Annotated in this window: 24 protein-coding genes; 6 read left to right on the top strand and 18 right to left on the bottom strand. The window is 61.1% G+C overall.

Annotated features, from left to right (window positions below; translation table 11 throughout):
- Positions 1-147: 147 nt before the first annotated feature.
- From VGG22_06520 to mfd, 12 genes are all read right to left on the bottom strand, one after another.
- Positions 148-912, bottom strand: a complete 765-nt coding sequence (locus VGG22_06520; GenBank protein ID HEY1728006.1) for a purine-nucleoside phosphorylase — start codon at positions 910-912, stop codon at positions 148-150.
- Positions 909-2,438: a 2,3-bisphosphoglycerate-independent phosphoglycerate mutase gene (gene gpmI, locus VGG22_06515; protein ID HEY1728005.1), complete on the bottom strand. Its 1,530-nt coding sequence runs from the start codon at positions 2,436-2,438 to the stop codon at positions 909-911. The genes VGG22_06520 and gpmI overlap by 4 nt, the downstream gene beginning before the upstream one ends.
- Positions 2,435-3,196: a triose-phosphate isomerase gene (gene tpiA, locus VGG22_06510; protein ID HEY1728004.1), complete on the bottom strand. Its 762-nt coding sequence runs from the start codon at positions 3,194-3,196 to the stop codon at positions 2,435-2,437. The genes gpmI and tpiA overlap by 4 nt, the downstream gene beginning before the upstream one ends.
- Positions 3,178-4,377 carry a phosphoglycerate kinase gene (locus tag VGG22_06505; protein HEY1728003.1) on the bottom strand — a complete coding sequence of 400 codons (1,200 nt, stop codon included), beginning with the start codon at positions 4,375-4,377 and terminating at the stop codon, positions 3,178-3,180. Before VGG22_06505 ends, tpiA begins: the two co-directional genes overlap by 19 nt.
- Positions 4,378-4,384: 7 nt before the next feature.
- Entirely contained in the window at positions 4,385-5,401 is a 1,017-nt protein-coding gene (gap, locus tag VGG22_06500; GenBank protein ID HEY1728002.1) for a type I glyceraldehyde-3-phosphate dehydrogenase, read from the bottom strand.
- Between the two features lie 38 nt (positions 5,402-5,439).
- A complete protein-coding gene (gene whiA / locus VGG22_06495; GenBank protein ID HEY1728001.1) occupies positions 5,440-6,300 on the bottom strand; it encodes a DNA-binding protein WhiA in 861 nt (286 codons plus the stop codon).
- On the bottom strand, positions 6,291-6,566 hold the full coding sequence (locus VGG22_06490; protein ID HEY1728000.1) for a S4 domain-containing protein: 276 nt from the start codon (positions 6,564-6,566) through the stop codon (positions 6,291-6,293). Before VGG22_06490 ends, whiA begins: the two co-directional genes overlap by 10 nt.
- Positions 6,553-6,963, bottom strand: a complete 411-nt coding sequence (locus VGG22_06485; protein HEY1727999.1) for a hotdog domain-containing protein — start codon at positions 6,961-6,963, stop codon at positions 6,553-6,555. Before VGG22_06485 ends, VGG22_06490 begins: the two co-directional genes overlap by 14 nt.
- The gene (gene mazG, locus VGG22_06480) at positions 6,936-8,111 is read right to left on the bottom strand and encodes a nucleoside triphosphate pyrophosphohydrolase (GenBank protein HEY1727998.1); all 1,176 of its coding nucleotides are present in this window, start codon (positions 8,109-8,111) and stop codon (positions 6,936-6,938) included. The genes VGG22_06485 and mazG overlap by 28 nt, the downstream gene beginning before the upstream one ends.
- Positions 8,112-8,140: 29 nt before the next feature.
- On the bottom strand, positions 8,141-9,109 hold the full coding sequence (locus tag VGG22_06475; protein ID HEY1727997.1) for a peptidylprolyl isomerase: 969 nt from the start codon (positions 9,107-9,109) through the stop codon (positions 8,141-8,143).
- A 79-nt stretch (positions 9,110-9,188) separates the two neighbouring features.
- Positions 9,189-10,565 carry a hypothetical protein gene (locus VGG22_06470; protein HEY1727996.1) on the bottom strand — a complete coding sequence of 459 codons (1,377 nt, stop codon included), beginning with the start codon at positions 10,563-10,565 and terminating at the stop codon, positions 9,189-9,191.
- Positions 10,566-10,606: 41 nt separating this feature from the next.
- Positions 10,607-14,098: a transcription-repair coupling factor gene (mfd, locus tag VGG22_06465; protein ID HEY1727995.1), complete on the bottom strand. Its 3,492-nt coding sequence runs from the start codon at positions 14,096-14,098 to the stop codon at positions 10,607-10,609.
- A 36-nt stretch (positions 14,099-14,134) separates the two neighbouring features.
- On the opposite strand from mfd, the gene rfaD reads away from it, so the two are divergent.
- Together rfaD and VGG22_06455 are read left to right on the top strand one after the other, a co-directional pair.
- Positions 14,135-15,157 (top strand): ADP-glyceromanno-heptose 6-epimerase, encoded by a 1,023-nt coding sequence (rfaD, locus tag VGG22_06460; protein ID HEY1727994.1) that lies wholly within the window; start codon positions 14,135-14,137, stop codon positions 15,155-15,157.
- 342 nt (positions 15,158-15,499) lie between these two features.
- On the top strand, positions 15,500-16,363 hold the full coding sequence (locus VGG22_06455; GenBank protein ID HEY1727993.1) for a class I SAM-dependent methyltransferase: 864 nt from the start codon (positions 15,500-15,502) through the stop codon (positions 16,361-16,363).
- A 2-nt stretch (positions 16,364-16,365) separates the two neighbouring features.
- Here the strand turns inward: VGG22_06455 and VGG22_06450 are convergent, their stop codons facing one another.
- From VGG22_06450 to VGG22_06440, 3 genes are read right to left on the bottom strand one after another with little or no spacing between them, the layout of a single operon-like run.
- The gene (locus tag VGG22_06450) at positions 16,366-16,920 is read right to left on the bottom strand and encodes a hypothetical protein (GenBank protein HEY1727992.1); all 555 of its coding nucleotides are present in this window, start codon (positions 16,918-16,920) and stop codon (positions 16,366-16,368) included.
- A complete protein-coding gene (locus VGG22_06445; GenBank protein ID HEY1727991.1) occupies positions 16,917-18,182 on the bottom strand; it encodes a glycosyltransferase 87 family protein in 1,266 nt (421 codons plus the stop codon). Before VGG22_06445 ends, VGG22_06450 begins: the two co-directional genes overlap by 4 nt.
- A gap of 47 nt (positions 18,183-18,229) precedes the next feature.
- Positions 18,230-19,465, bottom strand: a complete 1,236-nt coding sequence (locus tag VGG22_06440) for an O-antigen ligase family protein (GenBank protein ID HEY1727990.1) — start codon at positions 19,463-19,465, stop codon at positions 18,230-18,232.
- A 41-nt stretch (positions 19,466-19,506) separates the two neighbouring features.
- Here VGG22_06440 and VGG22_06435 point away from each other — a divergent pair, with 41 nt between their 5' ends.
- Positions 19,507-20,793, top strand: a complete 1,287-nt coding sequence (locus tag VGG22_06435; GenBank protein HEY1727989.1) for a thymidine phosphorylase — start codon at positions 19,507-19,509, stop codon at positions 20,791-20,793.
- On the opposite strand, the gene VGG22_06430 is transcribed toward VGG22_06435, so the two are convergent.
- Positions 20,715-21,701, bottom strand: a complete 987-nt coding sequence (locus tag VGG22_06430; protein HEY1727988.1) for a glycosyltransferase family 2 protein — start codon at positions 21,699-21,701, stop codon at positions 20,715-20,717. The two genes, VGG22_06435 and VGG22_06430, sit on opposite strands and share 79 nt — an antisense overlap.
- Positions 21,702-21,949: 248 nt before the next feature.
- Between VGG22_06430 and VGG22_06425 the strand changes: the two genes are divergently transcribed.
- Positions 21,950-22,306 carry a hypothetical protein gene (locus VGG22_06425; protein HEY1727987.1) on the top strand — a complete coding sequence of 119 codons (357 nt, stop codon included), beginning with the start codon at positions 21,950-21,952 and terminating at the stop codon, positions 22,304-22,306.
- On the opposite strand, the gene VGG22_06420 is transcribed toward VGG22_06425, so the two are convergent.
- Together VGG22_06420 and VGG22_06415 are read right to left on the bottom strand one after the other, a co-directional pair.
- On the bottom strand, positions 22,303-23,205 hold the full coding sequence (locus tag VGG22_06420; protein ID HEY1727986.1) for a hypothetical protein: 903 nt from the start codon (positions 23,203-23,205) through the stop codon (positions 22,303-22,305). The two genes, VGG22_06425 and VGG22_06420, sit on opposite strands and share 4 nt — an antisense overlap.
- On the bottom strand, positions 23,202-24,962 hold the full coding sequence (locus tag VGG22_06415; protein ID HEY1727985.1) for a hypothetical protein: 1,761 nt from the start codon (positions 24,960-24,962) through the stop codon (positions 23,202-23,204). Before VGG22_06415 ends, VGG22_06420 begins: the two co-directional genes overlap by 4 nt.
- 60 nt (positions 24,963-25,022) lie before the next feature.
- Here VGG22_06415 and VGG22_06410 point away from each other — a divergent pair, with 60 nt between their 5' ends.
- Both VGG22_06410 and VGG22_06405 read left to right on the top strand, forming a co-directional pair.
- On the top strand, positions 25,023-26,168 hold the full coding sequence (locus VGG22_06410) for a phosphopentomutase (GenBank protein ID HEY1727984.1): 1,146 nt from the start codon (positions 25,023-25,025) through the stop codon (positions 26,166-26,168).
- A 15-nt stretch (positions 26,169-26,183) separates the two neighbouring features.
- Positions 26,184-26,849 carry a sugar transferase gene (locus tag VGG22_06405; GenBank protein ID HEY1727983.1) on the top strand — a complete coding sequence of 222 codons (666 nt, stop codon included), beginning with the start codon at positions 26,184-26,186 and terminating at the stop codon, positions 26,847-26,849.
- The last annotated feature ends 26 nt before the right edge of the window (positions 26,850-26,875 follow it).

The following is a 26,875-nucleotide window of genomic DNA, read 5'->3' as shown; positions in this document are numbered from 1 at the left end:
AGCGAATCGCGCAATGTTTGCGTGAGGCGGCCCTTTGCGCGAAGTCAGTCGCCAGCGGAAATCGAACGTGCGCCCGGTGATCGCGCCACGTGCGCCCGGTGATCTCCCACGTGCGCCCGGTGATCGCGCCCGCTGCTCGCGCTACAACTACAGCGATTCGACGATGGCGTCGAGGAGGCGGGCGAGGTCCGCAGCGCGCGTGTTGCCGGCAGCGATGACTTCTTCATGAGAGGTCGGTAAGCCGACCATGTTGGTGATGACGCTGAAACCGAGGACGCGCATCTTCAAGTAGCGCGCGCGAATCGTTTCGAGCACAGTCGACATGCCGACCACATCGGCGATCGAGCGCAGCCACCGCGCTTCAGCCTGCGTCTCGAATGCGGGCCCGACGAGACCGGCGTAGACGCCTTCGCGCAAGCTGATGCCCAGCGAAGCGGCGCGACGCCGCGCAATCTCGCACAGCTCGGAATCGTACGCGCCAAGCATTTCGATGAACGGATTCGGCTCGTCGGGACCGATCAGCGGGCTCGTTCCGGTCAGATTGATCTGATCGGTGATCAGCATGAGATCGGTCGCCTTGAAGTTCGAATTCAAACCGCCGGATGCGTTCGTAAGGATGATCGTCTTAGCACCGGCGCCGCTCGCGAGATCGACCTGCGCCGTAACTTGTCGCGCGTCAAAGCCTTGATAGAGATGAAAGCGTCCGGAAAAAGCGACGACGCGGCGTTTGTGCCACTCACCGGCGATCGCTTCGCCCGCGTGTCCGAGCAGCGTTGCGCGCGGCAGTCCAAGCTCCGCGTACGGAATCTTTTTCGGGTGGTGAATTCGCTCCGCTACGAGTCCGGACAAACCGGTTCCCAAAACGATCGCGAGATCGACTTCGCCGCCCGCGCGCTTTGCGAGCTCGTTCACGCCAGCAGGTTTTTGCCGGTCATCTCGCCCGGTACGCGCAAGCCCATCAGCGGAAGCAGCGTCGGCGCGATGTCGCCGAGCTTGCCGCCGTTCGCGAGCGTGCCGACCGATGTTTGCGAGATGATCACGAGCGGCACGGGGCTTGTCGTGTGCGCCGTGAGCGGATTTCCGTCGGCGTCGATCTTTTCTTCGGCGTTCCCGTGGTCGGACGTGATGACCAAAATGCCGTCGCGTGCAAGGACGCGCTGTTCGAGCCGTCCGAGCGAGACGTCGAGCGTCTCAACGGCGGAGATCGTCGCATCCCACACGCCCGTGTGACCGACCATGTCGGCGTTGGCGTAGTTCATCACAATCACGTCGTGATGTTTATGATCGAGGTCTTCGATCGCGGCCGTCGTGATTTCGGCGGCCATCATCTCGGGCGCGAGATCGTAGGTCGCCACCTTGCGGTTCGATGGAATCAGAATGCGGTCTTCGTTTTCGAAAACGTCTTCGCGGCCGCCGTTGAAGAAATACGTGACGTGCGCGTACTTCTCGGTTTCGGCCAGGCGCAGCTGACGGAGACCGGCTTCGGCGATGACTTCGCCGAACGTCTGCGACTGCGGGCGCGGTCCGAAAAGCACGGGGTTCGGAAAGTTCTCCTCATATCTCGTCATCGTAGCGAAGACGAGGTCGCCGTATTTCACCGTATTGAAGTGCGAGAACGAATGATCCGTGAACGCCAGCGTTAGCTCCCGCGCGCGGTCCGGCCGGAAGTTGAAGAAGATCGCCGAGTCGCCTTCGCGTATCGGACGCACGGCTCCGATCAGCGTCGGCTGCACGAATTCGTCGTTTTCGTTTCGCGCGTACGCGGCTTCGATTGCTGCGCGCGCAGTCGGCGCGTTGAACGCAGCCTTGCCGCTTGCCAGCGCATCGTACGCCCGCTCGACGCGATCCCAGCGCTTGTCACGGTCCATCGCGAAGAATCGCCCACTGATGGTTGCAATCGCGTTCGGGGCCGCGACGGCTTCCAGCCGCTTGCTGATGCGGTCGATGTAATTTAGCGCCGAGCGCGGCGGCGTATCGCGTCCGTCCAGAAACGCGTGAATCTCGAACGGCACTTTTGCGTTCGCGGCGGAATCGATCAGCGCTTCAAGGTGCAACATCGAGCTGTGCACGCAGCCGTCGCTCAGCAAACCGAGAAAATGCAGCGTACCGCTCGTCTTTTGAACGTGTGCGATCGCCTGCTGGAGCACGGGATTCTTCGCAAAGCTGCCTTCGGCGATCGCGCTGTCGATGACGACGACGCCCTGCGGCACGACGCGTCCGCTGCCGATGTTGATGTGTCCGACTTCGCTGTTGCCCATGATGCCGTGCGGGAGTCCGACGTCTTCGCCGCTGGCTTCGAGCAGCGTGTGCGGATACGTCGCCAGGAAACGCTGCCAATTCGGTAGCTCCGCTGCGGCGATTGCGTTACCGTGTGTCTCGGTTCGCACGCCCCAGCCATCGAGTACGGCAAGGACGAGCGGCCGGCGCGTTTCGCTCACGCAGCCACCGCCGGACGTGCGTTACGGATCAGCTCGGTGAAGATTTGCGCATCGAGGCTCGCGCCGCCCACGAGGCCGCCGTCGATATTCGGTTGTGCGACGAGGCTCGCGACGTTGTTCGGCTTCATGCTCCCGCCATACAGAATCGGAACGCCGTTGAAGGCTGCGTCGATCGCGCGGATCTCGGCCATCACCTCGTTCGCCGCGCTCGGATCTTCGGAAAGTCCGCTGCCGATCGCCCAGATCGGCTCGTAGGCGAGGACGCAGCGTTTACGTCCGTTGGCGTCGACGCCGTCGAAGGCGCCGAGAATCTGCTGCGTCACGCGTTTTTTCGCATGTCCGGCTTCGTGTTCTTCGAGCGACTCCCCCACGGCGACGATCGGCGTGATGCCGTGTGCAAGCGCCGACCTTACTTTTAGATTGACGGTCGCGTCGGTCTCACCGCAGTTGGCGCGCTGTTCGGAGTGACCGAGGATGACGTACGTGCAGCCGACTTCGAGCAGCATCACCGGTGAAATCTCGCCGGTGTAGGCACCTTGATCGCTCCAATGCATGGTCTGCGCACCAAGCAACGGTTGGTCGCTGCCGGCAAGCTCGGCTGCGACGGCGGCAAGTGCCGTGAATGGCGGCGCGATTGCGACGTCGACGTCCGGATGTTGCCACGACGTGTCGTCGAGCAACGCACGAACGAGGTCGCGTGCTTGCGCGATCGTCTTGTGCATCTTCCAGTTGCCGACGATTAGCGTGCGGCGCTGCATGCTTCGAGAGCGGCGACTCCGGGCAATGTTTTGCCTTCCAGAAATTCGAGCGTCGCGCCCCCGCCGGTGCTCACGTGCGTAACGCCTTTGTCGAATTCGAGCATGTGCGCGGCCGCGGCAGCATCGCCGCCGCCGACGACGGTGGTCGCCCCGTCTTTCGTCGCTTCGACGAGAGCTTGGCCGATGACGCGCGTGCCTTGCTGATACGCGGGCTTCTCGTACACGCCCATTGGGCCGTTGAAGACGACCGTGAGTGCTTGGCGAATCACGTTCGCATAGACGCCTGACGTCGCCGGACCGATATCGAGGATCATCCGGTTTCCGAGCGGCTCGAGGAGCAACACTTCTGCGGACGGCGTGCCTTCGTCGAGATTTTCCGCCACGATCGCATCGGTCGGCAAATGAAATTCGACGCCGCGTTCGCGTGCCAGCGTGAGAATTTTCTTAGCCGGCTCGAGATCGGGATCGCGCAGCGATTTGCCGACGTCAACGCCCGATGCCGCGAGAAACGTGTTGCCCATCCCGCCGCCGACGCAGAACCCGCTGACTTTGCCGATCAGATTCGTGAAGACGCCGATCTTGTCGGCAATTTTGGCGCCGCCGATCGCGCAGACATAAGGCTTCTTCGGATCTTCGGTCAGCTTCGAGAGCGCAGAAAGCTCGGCTTCCATCAGCAAACCGGCCGCGCAAGGGAGAAAATGAGCGACGCCTTCGGTTGAGGCGTGGGCGCGATGTGCTGTACCGAAGGCGTCGTTGACGTAACGCTCGGCGAGCCCGGCAAGTTCCTCGGCGAAGTGCTTATCGTTTTTTTCTTCCTCAGGATGGAAGCGCACGTTTTCCAGCAGCAGGAACTCGCCGTCCCGCAGCTTCTCGGCCGCGGCTTTGGCTTCGGGCCCAATACAATCGTTCACAAATGTTATCGGAACCTCGAGCAGCTCGGAGAGCCTCTTCCCGACCGGCTCGAGCGAGTATTTCGGATCGCGCTTGCCGTCGGGCCGCCCCAGGTGCGAACAGATGATCGTCCGCGCGCCCCCTTCACGGAGCTTGCGCAGCGTCGGAAGCGCGGCCACTAAGCGAGTGTCGTCTGCGACCTTGCCATCGCTCATGGGGACGTTCAGGTCCTCGCGCACCAGCACACGGCGGCCGCGATAGTCGAAGTCGCTAAGGGTCAGAAACCGCAAACGTCGATCAGACCTTTGCCGGCATCTTGCTGAGCACCATGTTAGCGACGTCGGCGAGACGGCACGAGTAGCCCCATTCGTTGTCGTACCACGCGCCGATCTGAATGAGATCGCCGTTGGCGTTCGTCAACCCGGAGTCGATGATCGAGCTGTACTGCGAGCGCTTGAAGTCGCTCGAGACGAGCAGCTCGTCGGTGTATTGCATGATGCCGCTCAGCCGGCCGCTTTCGGTCGCTCGTTTGAGCAGTGCGTTCAGCTCGTCTTTCGTCGTCGGCTTTTTCGTCTGCGCGACGAGATAGATCATCGAAACGGTCGGCGTCGGAACGCGCAGCGCGAAGCCGTCGAACGTTCCTTGGACTTCGGGGATCGTCAAGTACAGCGCTTTCGCGGCGCCGGTCGAGGTGGGAACGATATTTGTTGCGGCGTTTCGCCCGCGGCGCCAATCTTTGTGCGGCGCATCGAGGATGTGCTGATCGTTCGTGTACGAGTGGATCGTCGTCATGAAGCCGCGTTGCCAGCCGAGCGTGTCGACGATCGGCTTGACGGCGGTGGCCAGACAATTCGTCGTGCACGACGCGTTCGAGATGATCTTGTGCTTCTCGGGATCGTACTTGTCGTCGTTCACGCCGAGGACGAGCGTGATATCTTCACCGCTGGCAGGCGCCGAGATGATGACTTTCTTTGCGCCGCCACCGCTGATGTGCAAGCCGGCTTTCTCGGCATTCGTGAACAAGCCGGTCGATTCGATTACGACGTCGACGCCGAGATCTTTCCACGGAATCTTGCCGGGATCGCGCTCGGCAACGACCTTGATTTTTTGCGAACCGACCTTGAGCTGATCGCCCTCGGCTCCGACCGCGGCGTCGTACACGCCGTAGTTCGAGTCGTACTTGAAGAGATGCGCGAGTTCGGCGGCGCTGGTCAGGTCGTTCACGGCCGCGATCGCGACCTGCGGATACCGTTCCAAAAGCGCCTTCGTGAAATTACGGCCGATCCGGCCGAACCCGTTGATCCCAATACGCATTCAATTCCCTCGTCAGATAGTGCGGGGCTCGCCTTCCGCTATACCCTTGCTCCGCCCTCGCGAAGACGCCGCGCCAAGCGGAGGATGCCGGCGAGGCGGCCGTTGACGGTTGCCTTGGGGACCGCCGGGCGGCAACGCCGGCCCAATTGTGAGAGCGATTCTTCGGGGTGCTGCATCCGCAACTGCGCGATCTCGCGCATTGCCGGCGTGAGCCTGCGCAGTCCGTAGCGATCGGCGACGAGCGCGATCGCTTCGCGCTGTGTCGCGGAGGCGCTGGTCGAGCGATCGAGGTTCGCAGCTTCGGTATTGACCAAGCGCCGAATGCGATTCTTCGTTTCTTTTATCGCGCGCACGTCTTCGAGCTGCAGTACGGCGCTATACGCGCCGATTTGGCCGAGCACGGCGACGATCGCATCGAGATCCTTGTAATAAAGCAGCGCGCGGCTCTTGCGAATCGTGCGTTTGGGAGGGACGCCGAGCTGCGTGAGAATCGACGTCAAGCGCGTCGCATCATGCTCGCCTGCGACGACGAATTCCAGATGGTAGCCGTGTGCCGGTGTTGCGACCGAACCGCATGCGAGAAACGCACCGCGTGCCTCCATTCTGCGCTCGGGCTGCGAACGGGGCATGCGCGATGCGGGTAACGGAATTGCAAGTTCGTATGTCGCTGTACGATAGAGACGTTTACCGGCGAGTTTCGCAATCGAGGGGGAATCGCCGGAGAGCACGCGCGCCAGACGAGCAACGGCCGGACGTTGCGTGCGGAAGGTGCCCTCGCGTGCGCCGTACCGTGCAAGACCGTCGCGCAGCGCCGCGCGCGCGGCTACGTTCGCGGGGAGGTCGCGCGCCAGCGCGTCCTTGACGTCCGCCGAAAACGAAACGCGATTGGTTAGAGCCACTGTTCCGAGTCTTTGCGTTCGCCGAGAATCGTGTACAGCTCGACCGGCTTTACGCCGGGCGTCACGCGCAACGGAACCGACTCAACGCGCACGGTGAGGATTTTGCGAGCGTAGTGAATTTCGAGCACGTCGCCGGCCTTGACGTCGTAACCCGCTTTGAGCGGTCGTCCGCGCCGATCGAAGATGCGTCCGGCATCGAGCGCCTCTTTGGCCTCGGTGCGGCGTTTTGCGAGCCGCGCGACTTTAAGAAATTTATCGAGGCGCAACGTTGCGCTGATTGGCCTTGGGAACGACGCACGTTCCGCGCGCCCGCACGACCACGATGGGTTCGTCGACGACATCGGCGGCGCTGGGAGAAAGATCTGGACGCGCAGCGATGATCTTGCGCGCCTCGAAGCTCATCGTGCGCGACGTGTTCCCGGTCTTCGTGATCTCGCCGTACGCTTCGATGTAATCGCCGGCGTAGACCGGCGCGAGAAACTCGACGCTCTCGTAGGCGGCGAAGAGTCCTTCATCGCCGTCGTGCTCGATCAGCAGCTGCGTTGCGACGTCACCGAACAGCGAAAGAATTCGTGCGCCGTCGACGAGGTTGCCCCCGTAGTGCGCATCGTGCGCGCTCATGCGCACGCGCAGCGTTACGCCGCTGTTTTCGCGAGCTGCCATAGATCTTCGAGTTCGTCGATGCTCATATCGCCGAGACTGCGGCCGTCTGCGGACGCGCGCTGCTCCATGAACGCGAAGCGGCGGTAGAATTTCTCGTTGGCCTCGCGCAGCGCGCCTTCGGAGTCGATGCCGAGCTGGCGCGTAACGTTCACGAGCGTGAAGAGAATGTCGCCGATCTCTTCGCGAATGTGGTCTTTGTCGCCGCTGGCTTGCGCTTCGGCCAGCTCCGCAATTTCCTCGCTCAACTTGTGAGTCACCGCGCGTGCGTCCGGCCAGTCGAAACCGACGCGGGAGGCTTTTTCTTGCATTTTCTGTGCGCGTTGCAATGCACCAAGTGCTTTCGGAATTCCGTCGAGCCGGCTGTTGCGTCCGAGCGCGGCGCCTTCGGCGGCCTTGATTTGCTCCCAGTTCTTCCAGACTTCCGCGACGCCCGAGACGGCTTGATCGCCGAAAACGTGCGGATGCCGGCGCACCATCTTATTGGAGAGTGCGTCGATCACGTCGGCGATCGAAAACTTTCCGCGCTCGGTCGCCACTTGCGAGTGGAACACGATTTGCAAAAGCAAGTCGCCCAGTTCTTCGCACAGCGCATCGTTGCGATCGTCTTCGATTGCTTCGGCGACTTCGTAGGTCTCTTCGATCAGATACGGCACGAGCGAGCGATGCGTTTGTTCGCGGTCCCACGGGCACGAGCGCCGCAAGCGCGCCATGATCTCGACCAGATCTTCCCACGAATGATGCTCCGAGCCCGGCGGCAACGGCACGAGCGGCATCGTAATCGCGGCGGACAGCGTCGCTTTCGGAACGCCAGGAACGATTTCGGCGGCGATGCCGCGCGCTTCGAGCGCGCGCAAGAGCACGGGAAGTCCGGCGAAATCCGAGAGCGGATTCCCGAGCACGCCAAGCCCGGTGTCGCGTCCCGGATCGACGCGTATCACGAACGCATCGATCTCTTCGCGGCTGCCGCGCATGAACAGTCCGGGGCGTTCGACCAGCTTAAGCAGCTCGACGCCTTCGTTCTCGAGGAAGAGCACCAGCTCGGGTGGCGCCAGAACCGTCGCTGCGCGCCCAATCGAGCGCAACGCTTCAAGGCTTCCGAGCGTGAGCAAATCCGGGTCGCCCGGACCGAGCCCAACGATGCGGATCACGCCGGTTCGTTCAACCGGCGCGACGCGGTTTACTTCGTGGCGGCCGGAGACACTGCAGGCGACGCGGGGGCCGGCGCGCCCGTATTCGGTGCAGGCGGAAGCGGCGTGCTCGCAAGGTCGGAGAAGCGCGGATCGCTCACGGTGATCGTGGCTTTGCTACGAAGCTCTTGCAAGAACGGCTGAATCTGTTGCTGTTCGGCTTGCTGCATCATCGTCGTACGAATCTGCGCATCGCTGCCCGCCAGGGTCGCTTTGACGGCCGGCTTCTTTTCTTCCACTTGAATGATGTGATAGCCGAACGGACTCTTCACCGGTTCGCTGATCTTCCCGACCGGTAAGCTAAACGCGGCCGCATCGAACGGCTGCACCATTTGTCCGTGTCCGAAGAAGCCTAGCTCGCCGCCTTTGTCTTTGCTGGCGGGGTCGGCCGAATATTGCTTGGCAAGCGCAGCGAAATCGCCGCCGGATTTCAACTTGGCTTCGACCAGCTGCGCGGTCTTGAGATCCGGAACGAGAATGTGACGCGCGCGGACCTGTTCGGGCTTGTCGAGAGCTGCGTGATTTTGCTTGAAGAACGCCGCAACTTGTGTGTTCGTGATCGGCGGAATGCGTTTTGCAACGGCTTGCTGCAGGACGAGCTGTTGGCGCAAGATGTTGCGCACGTCGGCATTCGTCATGCCCTGCTGCTTGACGATCATGTCGAACTGTCCGTTGGGATAGCGCGTCTTGAGCTTATTGAGCTCGTCGTCGATTTGTCCGGAGGTCGGATCGATGTGGTTCTCCGTCGCATACTGATCGATCAGATCGCTCTGAATCAACTGGTTGAGCACGCCTTTTCCGGCTTGGCTTCCCTCCAGCTTGTTGTCGAAGGTGCCGTGGCTGATCGCCTGACCGTTGACGGTCACGATCGCGCCACCGCTATTCGTGCTGTTGCACGCAGCCAGCGACAAGCTAAACGCGGCGGCCAACGATGCCGCCATCAAACGATTCGAATTCAAATCCTTACTCCGCGCGGAGATAACAGGCTCCGCAAAACCCCCGAACGTTCGTAGGGGTGCCGGGGGTTCCTCCCGCGGCTTAACGCCGAACGAGCGCCATCGGGGCCGACGTGCCCAAGGCGGCTGGGACGGGGCCCGCTGTCGTAGAGCCGTTTACGGTGCCGGCGTAATTGAAGACTGGCGTCGAGTCTGAACCCCCGGGCGTCGCGGGGCCGGAGTAATCGATGGTTCCCCCGGTTGCCGAGCATTGAGAGGCGCCGCTGCTCGTCGTCTGGAGACTTCCGGCGTTCACGAAGATTCCTGGACCCGCTGCCGCTCCACCGCCGGCGCCGCTTCCACTATGCGTACTTACTCCGGCCCCGCCGGTGATCGTCGCGAGCGTACCGCCGTTTGCGCCTACGGTATCGCCTGAGCCGCCGCCACCACCTGGGCCGCCGGCTCCGCCGCCTGCGCCTCCGCCTCCGCCGGCTCCGAACCCACCGGCACCTCCGTAATTTTCCAAAACACCGACTGTGGGCGCGCCGCTCCCTCCGCCGCCACCGCCGAAACCACCATCTCCGCCCGCTCCTATTGGTGGAGAATTGACGCCGCCGCCGCTACCACCGCCACCACCCCCGCCGAAGCCGCCATTCACCCCATTAATGCTCGTCGATGTGCCGCCGCTTCCGGCGGTGGGCCCGTAGCCGGACCCGCCAAAAGCGCCCCCGCTTGTTGTGGCAGTGTTGCCCGCCTGCAGCAGCCCGCCGCCTCCGGATCCGCCCAAGTCACTCGGGCCGGAAAGTGGACCGCCGCCGCCGCTGCCACCGAGACCGCCTCCGCCGCCGCCACCGCCAAACGAAGGTTCGCCGGGATTGCCACCGCCGGCTCCAGCTCCGCCGATGGCCTGACAGTTGACGAAGAAATCGTCGCTGATGCTGACGCTGGCGGTTGCTTGGTTTATAAAGATGCCGGCGCCGAGTCCGGCGCCTCCGCCTCCCCACGGGTAACCGCCGTCGCCGCCTTTTGCCGTTACGTTTTGAATTTGCAAATTCTTGATGATAATGGTGCCGCTGTCGGCGAAGAACGCGCGGTATTTCCCAGCGCCGTCAATCGTGATTCGGCCGAATGATGCGCCGTCGATTGAAAGGTTGTTCTCGATGATCGGAAGCGGACCCGACAGCGTGATCGTGCAGGCGTTGTTGAAACACAGGGCCGGATTGCTGCTGGCGATTCGTTTCACGTCGAATTGAATCGCCGTATTCGGCTGCGCGTGTGCCATTCCGTATCGCAGGTCGCCTTGCACACCCACACCACTGCCTACACCGAGGAGAACAGAGGTTGGATTTGAGTCGGTTCCGATTGTGACGGTGTAGAGACTCGTCCCGGTATTCGCGGGAGAAGGCGTGACGGTTGAAGGCGGCCCGCATCCCACCAGCATGCAGAAAAACGCGACGGCAAGGACCGCGCCGAGTTTCATTCGCGGCTAGCACTACGTAGTGCTAGCCGACTTTCCTTCTCTTAGAGCGTCTCGACGAGCTGTCGTACGAGCGGAAACGCTTCTCGGGGCGACTCGATGCGCGTCGGCAGGTCGACCGTGATCTTTCCATCGCCGAATCGGAAGCGATTCTTCGTCAGCGATTGCAGTCGCGGAATCGCCGTCGGCTCGAGCGCGAAGCCGCTACCGACGCCGAACGTCAAGCGGCGCTCGTCGATCACGACGCGCGTGATGTTCTTGCGCAGCGCGATCGTGCGCAGCTTCGTGATCTCGACGAGATCGCGAAATTCATCGGGAAACGCACCGAACCGGTCGCGCACTCCGGCCGCGACCTCTTCGACTTCCGCCTCGCTGCGCGCGGCGGCGAGCTGCTGATAGACGGCGATCTTCTGCGAGACCTGCGGAATATAGTCGGCCGGAATGAAGGCGTCGATCTTGATGTCGATGACGGCTTCACGCCGCGCTTCGAGCGTTTCTTTTGTACGGCCGCGACGCTCGGCGACCGCATCCGCGAGCAGCGAGCAATACGTCTCGAATCCGACTGCGCCGATGAAGCCGCTCTGCGCTCTCCCGAGCAGATTCCCCGCGCCGCGGATTTCGAGATCGCGCATCGCGATTTGCATCCCGCTTCCGAGATGGGTGAACTCGCGGATCGCTTCGAGCCGCGCCTTGGCTTCTTCCGTGAGCGCCTTATGTGCCTGATACAAAAGATACGCGTAAGCTTGCTGGTTCGAACGCCCGACACGTCCGCGCAACTGATAGAGATCGGCGAGTCCGAATTTATCGGCGTCGGTGATGATGATCGTATTGACGTTGGGAATGTCGAGGCCGTTCTCAATGATCGTCGTCGAGACGAAGACGTCGACCTCGCCGTCGATGAAGCGTTGCATGACCGGTCCAAGCTCGGTCTCCCCCATCTGGCCGTGTCCGATGCCGATGCGGGCTTTGGGGACGAGCTGTTCGAGGGCTTTGGCGACGGCATAGATCGTCTCGATCCGGTTGTGCACGAAGTACACTTGTCCGCCGCGATCCAGCTCGGCCATGATCGCGCGTTGCACGACGGAATCACTCGACGGCACGACGACCGTTTTTGTCGAGAGCCGGTTGGCCGGTGCGGTTTGAATGAGCGAGAGATCGCGCACGCCGAGCAACGACATGTGCAGCGTCCGCGGAATCGGCGTCGCGGAGAGCGTGAGCACGTCGACGCTTGCGCGCAGCTGTTTGAGCCGCTCTTTGTGCATGACGCCGAAGCGCTGCTCTTCGTCGATCACGAGCAGGCCAAGATCTTTGAAGACGACGTCTTTCTGCAGGAGCCGGTGCGTTCCGATGACGATGTCGATTTTTCCGTCGGCAACGTCGCGCAGGGTCGCCTGCTGCTCTTTTTTCGTGCGGAAGCGTGAAAGCTCGGCGACTTGCACCGGGAAGCTCGCAAAGCGCGCGCTGAAATTGCGGAAGTGCTGCGCCGCAAGCAGCGTCGTCGGAACCAGGATCGCGACTTGTTTTTTCGCGAGCACGGCCTTGAACGCGGCGCGAATTGCAACTTCGGTCTTCCCGTAGCCGACGTCGCCGCAAACGAGGCGATCCATCGGCCGTGAGGTCGCCATGTCGCCCTTGACTTCAACGATCGCTTTGAGCTGATCGGGCGTCTCCGTGTATGGAAAGGCTTCTTCGAGCTCCGATTGCCACGGCGCATCCGGGCCGAACGAATAGCCCGGCGCCGATTCACGCTCGGCGTAGAGCGCGACGAGCTCGTCTGCAATTTTTGCAAGCTGCTCGCTGACGCGGCTCTTGGCGCGCGCCCAGTCGCCGCCGCCCATGCGCGAAAGCCGCGGCGCGTGGCCTTCGCCGGAGTTGTATTTCGTCACCATGTGCATCTGGTGCACGGGGACGAGCATGCGGTCGTTGCCTGCGTACTGCAGAGAGAGATAGTCGCTCGTCGTGCCGAGAATCGTCTCGGTGCGCAAGCCGAGATATTGTCCGATCCCGTGCACGGCGTGCACGATGAAATCGCCGACCGAAAGATCGGAAAGCGTGATCGGCACGCCTTCCTTGACGGCGCGCAGTTTGACGCGGCGCGCCTGCTGGCCGTAAATCTCGCGATCGCCGAGCACGTGCAAACGCAACGCCGGGATCGAGAAGCCCGCATCGATCGAGCCTTGATCGACGTAAACGGCGGCGTTGCCGAGCAGCGCGCGCGGCATGCCGCGCTGCGCGTCGATCCCGGCTCCTTGCAGCATCTCGTGCAAGCGTGAGGCGCCGGTAACGGTCAGCCAAACGGTTTCTCCCGTGTCCAACCATTCACGTACCGACGTCATGAACGTATCGATGCGGCGCTGGAAATGCTCGACCGGTCGCGTCTCGAGCGCAAAGCGTTCGAGGACGCGCGGAAGCCAGGATTCGGCCGCGTCGCCTTCGATTGCACCGGCAACGACGAGCGTCGTTGCTTGCGCGAGCTCATTGCGCAGTGCGCAGAAATTCGGATACGGCGCGCTCACATCGGCGAGTAAGGCTTCTCCGACTTCGTCGGTGCGCACGTCGAGCTCGCCCGACTCGACGCCGGCAAGCAAGACTTCTTGTTCGCGCGAGCGCTCTTGGCTCAGGCTTTCATCGATCGTCGCGAGCATCTGCGGTTCTTGCAAAACGACGAGCGCGCGCTTGGAAAGATAGTCGAAGATCGTCGCGTGCCGGTCGTACGCAAGCGAGAGCCACGCTTCGGGGACTTCTGCGCCCGACGCAAGATATGCCCGCACGGCCGAGACGACGCCCGGTTCGCCGTCGACGCGATCGCTGACGCGCTCGCGATAAACGGGCTCGCGTGGAATCTCGCTCCACGGCGCGATCGCGATCTTCGCGAGCGGCTCGCCGGCATCGCTGCGCTGCGACTGCAGATCGAAGGGCCGAATGCTGTCGACATCGTCGCCGAAGAATTCGATGCGAGCCGGTTTCTCGGCGGTCGCCGCAAAGACGTCGATGAGTCCACCGCGCACGGCGTATTCGCCGGCCGCGCCGACGACATCGACGCGATGATAGCCCAGCCTGAATAAGCGCTGTTGCGTCTCTTCGAAACCGGCGCTCGCGCCGCGCTCGATTGAGAAAATGAGACTCTCGAAGATCTCACGCGGCATCAGATACTGACGTAGCGCAGCGACCGGAGCCACGACGATCATCGAGCGGCGGGCCGAAAGATCGGCAAGCAGCGTCATGCGCGCGCTGCGTTCGGACGGACTTTCGAGCGCACCGATGCTCTCGTCGCGCGGGCGCATCAGCGCAACCGGGCCGTTCTCGCCCTCGCCCAGATAGTAGAGCAGATCGGCGAACGTGCGTTCTGCGACATCTGCCGTCGGCACGACGACGAGCATTTGGTCGCCAAGCGCCTTGAAGATTCCGGAGAGCAGGTATGGTCGCGCGGCTGCGCCCGTCTCGTGCAACGAGAATGCAGCGGCACCGCTCGATGACCGCAAACGGTCGAGCAGAGCCGCAAATGAACGATAGAGAACGGGGGTAGCTACGGACACAGAGTTTCTATGCTAGCACATCGCGAAAGACGGGGGATGCGGATACTTGTTACCGGCGGCGCGGGCTTCATTGGAAGTGCGCTCGTTTGGGAGCTTAACCGGCGAGGTTTCGACGATATCCTGATCGCCGATCGATTGGGTACCGGCGAAAAGTGGCGTCATCTCGTTCCGCTCCGTTTTCGCGACTACCTCGAAGCCGACGAGCTTGCACGCATCGTCAACGAGTCACCAGGCAAACTTGACGAAATCTCAACGGTTTTCCATCTTGGTGCCTGCTCGTCGACGACGGAAAGCGACGCAAGTTACTTAATCCGCAACAATTTCGGTTATACGAAGATGTTGGCCGAGTGGGCGGTCGGCAAAGGTCGCCGATTCGTGTATGCAAGCTCCGGCGCAACGTATGGTTCCCGCGAGCATGGACTGCGTGAAGATCTGCCGGCCTCGGAATTGCGGCCGCTCAACAAGTATGGATTTTCAAAGCATATCTTCGATGTCTATGCAGCGCGTACCGGGATGCTGGATAAAATCGTCGGTCTGAAATATTTCAACGTGTACGGACCGAACGAAGATCACAAGGGCGAGATGCGTTCGGTCGTTCACAAAGCCTATGAGAGCATCACGCGCGACGGATGGGTCGGACTCTTCAAGAGTTACCGCCCCGAAATTGCGGACGGGGAACAAACGCGCGATTTCATTTACGTCAAAGACGCGGTTGCCATGACCGTCCATCTCGCAAACACGCCGAGTGCGCGCGGACTATTCAATGTAGGCTCGGGCGCTGCGCGGACGTGGCTTGATCTCGTCAGCTCCGTCTTCACATCGATGGGGCGCAAACCGGACATCCGCTTTATCGAGATGCCCGAGGTCCTACGCGGGCGCTATCAGTACGCGACGCAGGCCTCGATCGACAAGATCCGCAGCACCGGCTACGACCGGCCGATCACCTCGCTCGAGGACGGGATCGCCGACTACGTCCGCGGCTACCTGATCCCGGGTCACGCCCTAGGCGACGAGCCGCCTGCCGATTTGTCACGCCCTCTCGTGTCATCCCGAGCGTAGCGACCGGAAGGAGCGTAGTCGAGGGACGGTACCCGCGTCTTGCTGCCGTGGAAGTCCGGGTACCTGGAGGTGCTGGATAATGTGGAGCGCACGCGGACGTCATTAAGCGGAATGTTGCGCCTGTCCGCGATTTCGGCTTGGGAAGTCTCGACGCGAGATCGCGGTTAGCGGAGAGATCGCTCGAATCGCTAGGGAACTTTCCGACGAGCTCCACGGTGATCCGGTGGCGCTGGTGACTCGGGATGAGCGGATGCTAAAATTCGCCAAGTCGCGCGGCGGTTTCGCGTGCATCGCCGCATGAGGCGCTAGGCTCATTGCCGGTAGGGCGGGAAATTGGGTGACGTGATCGCCCGAGACAACCCTGAACCCAGTAGCGACTTTGCCGAGGTCCCGATCGACGACGTTCAAGCCTTCTGGGATTCTCGGCCGTGCAACATCAAGCACTCACCGAAGCCAATCGGGACGCGAGAGTACTTCGATGAAGTGGAGGCACGTAAGTACTTCGTTGAGCCGCACATCGTATCGTTCGCCGAGTTTCCAAAGTGGAGCGGCAAGCGCGTTCTCGAGATCGGGTGCGGAATTGGCACGGCGACAATCAGCTTCGCGCGCGCCGGCGCCGACGTCACGGCCGTCGATCTTTCGAACGAGAGCCTCGAATTGGCTCGCAAACGCGCCGATGTGTTCGGCCTTTCGAGCCGCGTGCATCTGCAATTCGCTAACGCGGAGAATCTGAGCGATTACGTAGCTCCCGCCCCCTACGACCTGATCTGGTCGTTTGGCGTGCTGCACCACACGCCGCATCCGGAGCGAGCGCTGGACCAGCTCAAGCGCTACGCCATGCCCGGCACGACAGTAAAGCTTATGATGTACTACTCGTTCTCGTGGAAAGTCCTATGGGCGACGCTGCGCTACGGTAAAGGGCGTCTTTGGGATTGGCGCCACATCATTGCGCGATACTCCGAAGCGCAGACCGGCTGCCCCGTTACCTACACGTACACCAAGCGCGAGCTCGCGAAGCTGCTTTCCGATCGTGGCTTCCGCGTGGCGGAAATTTTTGTAGACCACGTTTTCCCATACAGCATCCCGGACTACGTGCAGTACCGCTATAACAAGAGGTGGTACTTCGCGTGGATGCCACAGCCGATCTTTCGCTGGTTCGAGCGCAGATTCGGCTGGCATCTCTGCGTAACGGCAATAGCCGTATAAGTTCAATAGGCGAGAGTGATCGGAATTGTCATGCTCGCTTTTTTCCCGTCTGCCGTCAGCGCGTTGAACGTGACCTGATACGTCTTCAAGAACCACGGTGGAATGAACGACGGAATCGCTTGAATACCCGCAAACGTTCCGTCCTGCGCTTTGGGAATCGAGATATCGTGCCCCTCGACCGAAAGTACGAGATTCGCGACGTTTGGTGACGTCGTGATGCGGCACGCGAATTGTCCGCCGATATGCACCGTTTTATCGATGATCTCGATGCGCACGATTTGTGGTGCGCCGGGTGACGCATTCGGATCGGGCGTCGGCTCAACGATGTATTTGTAGGGATTTTGTGGCGTGGCCGTCGGCGACGGCGATACTGTCGGCGCGGGCGTTGCACTTGGAGTCTCGGTCGGCGTCTCGGTCGGAGTTGCGGTTGCAGTCGGCGCGGCGCTCGCGCTGATGTCGGGCTGCGGCTCCGGCGCGGGCGTCGCCAATTGCGCGACCGCCTGCGCGGCAGCACCCAGCGCGAATCCGATAGTCAAGACGATCAGGCGAAGAATCACGTGGGTAGTGGTTCCCTCAAATAGCCGGCAAGCGGGGTCACGAGTGCGATGAGCTCGAGCCACGGAGCCGCCGGTGCGAACCCGTAGGCGTCTGAGAGGTAACGCAGCGTGCTGCTAAACGTCAGCAGAACGAGCACGGGACCTTCCCGCTGCTCGAGCGTGAACGCTGCCAAGGGGAGCAGCCACATGCCGTACCACGGGTAGTCTTGCGGATAAAGCGCCCAGATTGCAAGGGCAGCGGCAGCTAGCGCCGCAGCGCGATCGCCCCTTGCGGCATTGTAAAGCGCTCGTGCGACGAGTCCGAGAGCGATCAATCCGCGAATGCCGATCGCAATCGCCGCCTCCCCGGTGCCCACGAAATCGGTTGCTGCAGCAGTTCGGTAGCCACCGGCGAGTTGTGTTGAAACCAATTGCGCGACGATGCTGAGCCCGATCGCCGCACATCCCCACAGAGTGAATCGGCGATCGCGCAGGACGTACGCGAGTGCGATGGTCGCGACGGCGCCGGTCGCTTTGAGCATCATCGATGCTCCCGCAAGAAAGCCGCCAAATTCGGGCTTGCGAAGCGCAATGAGCGCGCCTATTGCGACCACGAGTAAAACCAGCGCATCATTGTGCCCGTCGGACACCGTGGAAATCACGACGGGATTGAGGCCGATGATCGCTGCCAGTAACCGGCCTCGTTCAGGCACCGCGTTAGCTGCAACGCCGACTGCCGCAACAAACGCGATGATTTCGATTGCGCGCAACGCGATCAATGTTGTCGGAAGATCGAAATGCGTCGCGACGACGGTCACATGGACGAGCGCGAGAAATGCAGGGCCGTAGATGAACGCCGGGAGCGACGGCCATTCGAACCCGATTGCGTGCGTCCATACGGCGTCTACCAGCTGCAGTGGCGGAAGCGTATGGGGGATATACGGATCGTGATGTGTCGCCGATAACGCGCCATAGGCTGCATATGCGTAGACGTCGCTCGAGAAGATAAAGCGGAACGCAAGGGCGGCGCAGCATGCAAGAACGCTTCCGGCGAGAATCGCGATGAGCGGTGTTTCGCGGCTGCGCGCGATAGCAAATCCGTAGGCGATTCCCGCGAGCAGCATGGTCGCGAAGTAAATCAGCCATGCCGCAACTCCGGACCAGCCCCACGCCGTAACGACGGCGACCGGCTGAGAGAGAACAGCGTCGGGTTTATGCAACGCCGGAAAGACAACATGCGATGCAATTGCGCCAAATGCAATGACGAGCGGTACGCTCAACATTGTCACCCCGAGCGTAGCGCCGAAGGCGCGTAGTCGAGGGACCGTCGCTATGTGCGCGACTCCTGCGCAGCGATGCCGAGCAGTGCAAACCACATGATCGCAACCTTCGGGTAGAAGACAAGATAATCGACGAAGCCGTGCAGTGCAAAGGCGATGCCGGCAGCAAAGGCTGCAAGGCAGATCGGATTTCCGAGAGCGCGCCGGAATGTTCCAATCGACGCCCAGACCAGGCCGCACGTCGCAAACAGAAGCGGTAAGCCGCCTTCGACCAGCGACTGCAGATACCAAGAGTTCGCATGCGTGCGGATGCCCACTGCGCCGACCGTCGGCAAGAGAAGCTCGAAGTTTCCGGCGCCGACGCCCAAAATAGGATGCCGCGTCCACAGCGTGTACGCAGCGCGCCAAAGCGTGCTCCGCATTCCGACGCCGCCCGAGCTTTGTACTTCATCGAGTGAGAAAAAGCGTTCGAAAACGCCTCCCGTCTTCCAACTTATCAACACTTTTATCGCAATCGCGAGACTTGCGGCAAGTGCGATGAAAAGTGGGATCCGTGCGTTCGCGCGACGATGCACGACGAACACGATTGCAACACCGACAATCGCGCAGCCGACGCCGCTCCGCGAGAGCGTCAGAATCAACGCAACTGCAGCGAGCGCACTGGGTAGGAGCGTCGTCCACGACGTCCGCTCGAGTGCCCACGCGACGAGAAACGGCAATGCGATACCGAGATAGCCTGCTAGCTGATTGGGACCTTCGAGTGGTCCCGCGATGCGCGGGAAGGCGCGATCGCCGAACCAGATGCCGGTTGGCGAGCCGATGAATTCTTGCGCGAGCGCGAGGAACGCCACGGCGGTAACGGTCAGTGTTACCGCACCTTCGAGGCGCCGTCGATCGGGATCCAGCTGCCACGCTGCTGCCGCGACCGTGAAGATCAGGAGATATTGAATCCACTTTAATGTTTCGCGAAGTACGGGGCCTTTGTATTCCGCAACGGCGAACGTTAGCAGCGTTGCAAGGATGACGAAGAATATGGAGATTCCGATTGTCCGCGGAATCGTTACGCGAGGGCGGCGAAGGCCCAGTCCCACAACCGCTGCAAGGAGCGCTACTTTGTCGAAGGTGATCGTCGTTGCGCCGACGGCATGGCTGAAATCAAACGGAGCTGTCGCGATCAGTGCGACAATCGCGTTCGACGGCCGCAGCCGTGTCGCAAGGAGAACCACGCCACCGAGCGCGGCATAAACGGCGAGCGACAAGAGGTCGACCGGGGGGAAAACGGCCATTCGGCGGGCTTCGCGGCGCGCGCTGCGAACACTCCGCCGCGATGGACGAAGTCCAACTGCGTCGCGCAATCGTTCGAAAGCGCGACGGCGAACCGCTCGATGCCGCGACGTGGGAAGCAATCGTCGCGGCATACGCCCGTGGCGAGCTCGACGACGCGCCTGTTGCGGCGCTCCTGATGGCGTGCGTTTTTCGCGGACTCGACCGCAGTGAGACGCTCGCGCTGACGCGCGCAATGATCGCCTCCGGTGAGACGATCGATCTTGGTTTCGATGCGGTCGACAAACATTCGACCGGTGGCGTAGGAGACACGGTCTCGCTTGCGGTCGTCCCGCTTGTCGCGGCGTGCGGTGTACGCGTTGCCAAGCTTTCCGGACACGCGCTTGGGCATACCGGCGGTACGCTCGACAAACTTGAAGCGATCCCGGGCGTGCAGACCGAGCTTCCCGTGGCGCGCTTTCGCGATATCGTCTGGAAGCTCGGTTGCGCAATCTCCGCGCAAAGCGCGCAGTTGGTACCCGCCGACAAGAAATTGTACGCGCTTCGCGATCGAACCGGGACCGTTCGCAGCAATGGATTGATCGCTGCTTCGATCGTTTCGAAGAAGATCGCGAGCGGCGCGCGCTGGATCGTCTACGACGTCAAATGCGGCCGTGGCTCATTCTTGAGTACCGAGACTGAAGCGTTCGAGCTCGCTGAAACAATGGTACGGCTAACCGAAGACTTCGGGCGCAGCGCCATTGCACACATCACTGATATGGAGGAGCCGCTCGGTCCGGCGATTGGCTCCGGAGTCGAAGCCATCGAAGCGCGCGACTTTCTGCGCGGCACGCGCCGCGACTCGCGCTTGGCCGCAGGCGTGATGCACGTCGGCGAAGCGATGCTCGAACTAGCGGGCGTCCGAAATCCGCAACCACGTATGCAAGCCGTGCTCGATGACGGAACCGCCTACGAGAAGTTCGTTGCGATGATCGAAGCACAAGGTGGTTCGCGCGGGCATCTCGAGGATATGCGCGCCCTTCCCGCGCGCGCGGTCGTCGCGGCCAGGAGTGGATTCGTTCACGAGTTCGACGTCGTCGCGCTTGGAGAGCTCGCTCACGATATGGTGCGTGCGGAAGGCACGCTTGCGGGTATACGTCTTGCCGTGCGTTTAGGTGAAGCAGTCTCGGCCGGTGAGATCGTAGCGGAGCTTTTTGGAGGCGACGAGGCTGCCGAGCGGCGCGCGCACGCCGCAATTTCTATCGGCTCGACTCAGCCTGATTCTCGAACGCTGACCATTGGGTCGGTAACCTCGAGCTCACCTTCGCGAATGACGTCGGCGATCAAATAGAGCGGACGGCCTTTTACTTGTTCGTAGATTCGCCCGATATACTCACCAAGCGTCCCGATTGCAATCAGTTGGACGCCCCCGAGAAAAAGGATTGCGAAGATCGTCGAGGTGTAACCGGGGAGATTGTATCCGGTGAAGAGTTTGATAAGGATCTCAATGATCGCGACGATGAACGCAACGATCGAAACGGTGAATCCAAGATAGGAAGAAAATCGCAGCGGAATTTCGCTGAAGCTCGTAATCCCGTCGATTGCAAACCGCATCATCTTTGTGAGCGGATATTTAGTCGTTCCGGAAAAACGCTCGTCGCGATCGTACTCGACGCCGATTTGCGGATATCCGACCCAGCTCACGAGGCCGCGCAGAAACCGATGCCGCTCGCGCGTCATCTTCAGCGCGTCCACCACTCGCCGGCTCATCAAACGAAAATCGCCGGTGTCGAGGGGAATCGCGACGTTCGTCAAGCGTCGAACGATGCGATAGAACGCGCGAGCGGTCACGAGCTTGAACGTTCCTTCGCCCTTGCGCGAACGTCGCACCGCATAGACGACGTCGTAGCCTTCGCGCCAGCGCTCCAAGAATGCCCCGATCAGCTCCGGCGGATCTTGGAGATCGCCGTCCATCAGAACGATCGCATTGCCGCGCGCCGTGTCGATGCCTGCCGTTGCCGCGATCTGGTGGCCAAAATTTCGCGACAGGTTGACGACAACGATCTCATGGTGGGTGAGTGCAAGATCGCGAAGGCGGAGAAGCGTCGCATCGCGCGAGCCGTCGTTGACCAAGACGAGCTCGTAGCGTGGTTCGCCGGGCAAAGCCGCGACAACCGCGCGCAAGCGCCGCACCAGTTCGTCGACGTTCCCCTCTTCGTTGTAAAGCGGGACGACGACCGAGATCAGCTCCGATGACATGTCTGCGCTGCCTACGCGCGCTTGGCGCGAGCGCCCTCTTGATACTTGCTGGATGCTTTCCGCACGCCGCCTCCGTTTCGGGGCCACAATCATCGCCTTCGGCGGCACCGACCGTCGCGCCGACGGAGGCCGCCGCTGCATCTCCGCGGGCGATCTCCACTGCGCCCGTCTATATCATCCGCAGCTCGGCGCCCGGCAAGTCGGTTTCCGAGATGCCTGTACCACTACCAAGCGTGTCGCCGTACCACGTGATAGGGAGCGTCGAGCGTCCTCCTGTCATCCCGAGCGTAGCGCCGAAGGCGCGAAGTCGAGGGACAGCCGACAGCAAGCCGCGCATCCTCGCGATTCATCTCTCGACGCTCCAGATCAAATCGGGCGAAACCGTCAGCGGTTACGTTACAACCACTGACAACGTCTCGAATGTCGACATTCACATCAGCTCGTGGGCAATGCCGGTTCCGAAAGCGCACAGCGGATTGTTCAGGGCGTCAGGCGTTATTCCGGACTTGCCATTTTTCTTGAAAGGCAATTACACGCTGCAGGTGATCGCGCGCGACGGTAACGGCCCGACCACCGAGCGCGATATTCCGATCAGCCTGCGCTAGCGGTGTCCTGGTGGCGTTCGAACTGGGAACGGCGTCGGATAACCGAACGGCAGTGGATTGAACGGCGTCGGCGTAGCGCCGGGCACGATCGCTTGTCCACCGGTTGCGGGGTTGTAGTCGGACCAGTTAAAGACTTCATTGTCGCGGACTTGCGTATCAGGTTCGCCCAGTGCGCTCGCACCGAGGAAGAAATGATGCGGTGCCTGCTCGATGCCATTGCGTCCGCGCTCGGACGATTGCCATGATCCCCGTGTGAATTTGTAATAGAATTCAGTCCCGGTGCGCAGCGGCAAGGTCACCGCGTAGTGCAGCGCATCGAAGCGCTCCATGCGAATGGCTTCGGCGTTCCAGCCGCTGACATCCGTCGCAAGATAAACGGCGTCGGTCATCGGCGTCGTCGGTGGGACTTGAACGACGAAACGCACCTGTACGATTTTCCCCGTCAGCGCGAAATGACTGTTATTTGGGCCATTGCCTCGCGGCCTGTTGGGATCGAGATCGGGATTCGGCACCGGGGGCGATAGCGCGACAGCGAACTTGTGCACGTCGGCGTAGGATGCTTCCGGCGGAAGCCGGTGCTTCGAAAGCGCGAGGGCGACAACTTTCCCCGTTTCATCGAAGGTCGCTTGCGCGAACATTTTCGTCGTCACGGACAGTGTCGCGGGCTGCCCGTTGTCGTAGCTGATGATCTTCGCGCCGGGCGCCAGCCTAAATGCATCCCCGCTGGTAAAGAACACGAAGTCGTGCTGGACATCGAGCAGCTCGCCAGTGAAGTGCACTAAGCCTGCGCTCGGAGTGGTTGTCGCCGGCGCAACCGTCGGTGCCGCCGTGTACAAGGGGGCCGGCGTCCCAGCGCCGAGCAGCACGAAGGCGACGGCGAGCGAAAGCGTTCGCATCATGGTCCGAACTGTATCGTCCATGAACTCCAACCCTCGTTTCCGAAGTTGAACGAGTATGACTTCGCAATCTGCACGCTTAGGATCGAGTTAATCCGGATCTGTGTTCGGAACGCGATCGAGTACGGCGGATTGCCATAGTAGTACGGTATGGGTGCCGGGAAGTCGTTGTGCTTGTCGGCCTGGATCGTAAACGAGAAGTATGGTGTTGGCGTGTAGATGTAGGCGAACTGCAAGTCGCGCGTCGTCGAGAAGCCGTCAAACGCTGCGTAACCCGGGTAGATCTGGTTGTCGTACGGGTTGTCGATGATCGTCGGAGGATAAACGACCTGTTGCAGCGGGCCAAGATAATCGCCCGTGTTCGAGATAATATACGAGAGGTACGTCGCGCCTTTGTGGCCTTGGAGCTTGCTGAGCGTGCTCGTTAACGTTCCGGCGTCCTGGAAGCGCCCTGGCATCGAGTCGACAAATGTGCGCTGCCGATCGTAGGTCTCGCTAAAATATACCGACTGATCGAACGGTGCGTGCGGCGTTAGGCGGAAGGGATTCGACCAAACGGTGAAACCAAGATAGTGTTGCCAGTACGTAGCGTAGGTGACGCCATTGAATGTGCCGAGCCCGTAGATGTCGTGGGCCTGAGTGACGCCGCCGCGAAAGTCGAAATTAATCGGTACATATTTGCTGACTTGCTGCCTCGAGCCAATCCACGACAACGTAATGTTCGTTGGATGGTTGGGAAGCCAGTCATGTTCCGGCGTTCCGTACCAATAGTTTCCGTTTGAATCCGGTGCCGGCTGCGCCAGCAAACTGTCCTGGTACTCATTCGCGTTAAGTTGCAGGAACGAATTTCGCAAGCCGTACGTGAGCTGCTCGTTCTCCAGCGCGCTCGAATTCAGGGGCTGCGAAAAGCCGGACTGAAACGCAAAGAACTGATCGAAGTTCGTCAGCTGAAATCGCTGGTTCGGCGTCTTGTATGAGCCGAGAAAATTGTACTGTTTGCCCGGACGCGTGAGCGGATTGATCGAGAAAACGGCATATGCGTTTGGTGAGGCGAGGTTTTCCTCCGCCGCGAGGTACAGTCCGTTAGCGGAATCATAGCGGCCGTAGAGCGTCGACGTCGCATTCTTCGAACCCATGAACGGATAGCCGACCGCACCCGTTGCGCCGGCCAAAGAATTCTCTGCGAAGTACGGATTCGGAGAAAAGTTCACGTAGTATTCTGGCGCCGGCGTATATGCTCCGAACGCGTAGATGCGGGCCGGCTTAAACTCGACGCCCGTCTTCGGAATAATCTTGGCTTGCTTTGCGAGCACGAATGCGTGATCGCCGCCGGTGTCCGGAAATTCGAACGTGTCTCCCGGCATTTCGCGTCCGGGAACGGGTTTCGAATAATCTTCGTCAAGGAATGTCCAGCGATCGGGTTCGCTCAAGAGTGGCAAGAAATACGCCCGCTTGTAGTCGATGAACTCCGAGAATGCTGCGCCATCGTAACTGATCGATCCGTGCACGACGTGGACGCCGCCTGCGACCATGAAGCGGTTTGATTTCAAGTCCATCCAGAACGTGCGGCCGGTGATCGTCGTGCCGTCAGTGAGCCGGACGCTGACATTGTTGTCCGCGGTCACGATGTACTTCGCGCTATAGAACGCGACGCGATCGGCGTGGAGCACGATCGAATCGATCTGCGCCGACGCCGCGCGCGGAATCGCAGCAACGAATGCAGTCAGCAAAATGACAAGGGCGAGACTAAGGACGCGCACGCAGCAGCCGTCTTCCGAGGCGTCACAGGCATCGCCTCCGTGCGACGGGAAGGCCGCGCGATGCCGCGGATGGTCGTCTTGGTGATCGACTCAGGTGGCGTCGGCGCCTTGCCGGACGCCGATGCGTATGGTGACACCGCGTCGGTTAACACGCTCGGCAATGTTGCGGCGCACGTGGGTGGCTTGCATCTCCCGACGTTCGAGCAACTCGGTCTCGGCGATATCACGCCGATCGTCGGTGTTGCAAAAGTAGAACATCCGCGAGCCGCAGTGGCGCGCTTGCGCGAACGCTCGCGCGGTAAAGATACGATCACCGGACATTGGGAGATGGCCGGAATCATCACTGACGTTCCGTTCCCGACCTATCCTGATGGTTTTCCTCCGGACGTCATCGAGCGGTTTACCGAAATTGTCGGAAAGGCGCCGCTCGGTAACAAGCCGGCTTCCGGAACCGAGATTATTGCTGAGCTCGGTGACGAGCACGTGCGCACCGGACGTCCGATCTTGTACACGTCCGCGGACTCAGTCTTTCAGGTCGCGGTGCACGAAGATGTCGTTCCGCTGTCGACACTTTATGATTGGTGCGAGCGCGCACGTGCAATGCTGCTCCCGCCGAATAATGTAAACCGTGTAATCGCACGCCCGTTCATTGGCACGAGCGGCAACTATAGCCGCACCCCCAACCGTCGTGATTATGCTATCGAGCCTCCTCCGAGCGTTCTCGACACGCTTGCGGCCGCGAACGTTCCCGTGCATGCCGTGGGAAAGATCTGCGACATCTATACGGGCCACGGCATTGCGACGTCAGTGCGCGTTGTGGATAACGACGATGCGATGAACCAAACGGCTTCGTTGCTCGAGAAAATCGAGCATGGTCTGGTGTTCACGAATCTCAATGATTTCGACAGTAAATACGGCCATCGCCGCGATGTGCGGGGTTACGCTCGTGCACTCGAGCAGTTGGACGTTCGCTTGGCGGAATTGACTCCAAAACTGCGAGCCGGCGACGGCCTGATCGTAACCGCGGATCACGGCTGCGACCCGACGGCGCCGGGAAGCGACCATACGCGCGAATTCGTCCCGTATATTGAGCTCGGAACGGCGCTGGGCGGTGAACTCGGCACCCTCGAGGGCCTCGACCAGATTGGGAAGCGATTAAGCTCGGTCTTGCTGCACAAGAAGGTCGCCGGTAGCGGGAGAAGGTAACGCCTCACTAGGGCCGTGATCGAAACTATTCAAGCTGCTCCGTCCCAACCTGATTTATCGATAGGCCGCACCGTCCCACGATGGTGGTGGGCGGTTAAGCGCGTGACAGATGTCACAGTGGCGTTGATCGGCTTGGTGATTACTTCACCTCTCTTCTTGCTGGCGGCGATCGCGATCAGCATCGTCTCGCCTGGGCCGCCGATGTTTCTGCAAACGCGGGTCGGCAAAAACGGGCGAACGTTCCGTCTATACAAATTCCGGACAATGTCAAAGGGCGCGCATTTACTGCATGATGAAATGCGCGCCTTCAACGAAGTCGACGGCCCGGTCCTAAAGATCCGCAACGATCCGCGATTGCACGCACTCGGTTCGATCCTGCGACGGACGAGCATCGACGAGCTGCCCAACTTCATCAACGTGTTGCGCGGCGAAATGAGTGTCGTCGGACCTCGTCCACCGCTTCCATGCGAGGTCGAACATTACGATGAGCATGCGATGCGCCGGCTTACGGTCAAGCCTGGCGTCACATGCCTCTGGCAGATCAATGGGCGATCCAACGTTAGCTTCGATCACTGGATGGAGCTTGACAACGAGTACATCGACACTTGGACGCCGGTTGGCGATTTCGGTATCATCGCCCGCACCATTCCGGCCGTCATAAGAGGGATAGGGGCACACTAGGCGCCTCTGTCATCCCAAGCGAAGTC

The sequence above is a fragment of the Candidatus Baltobacteraceae bacterium genome, from assembly GCA_036489885.1.
Classification (GTDB): domain Bacteria; phylum Vulcanimicrobiota; class Vulcanimicrobiia; order Vulcanimicrobiales; family Vulcanimicrobiaceae; genus JAFAMS01.
This window is presented reverse-complemented; position numbering and strand designations above follow the sequence as displayed.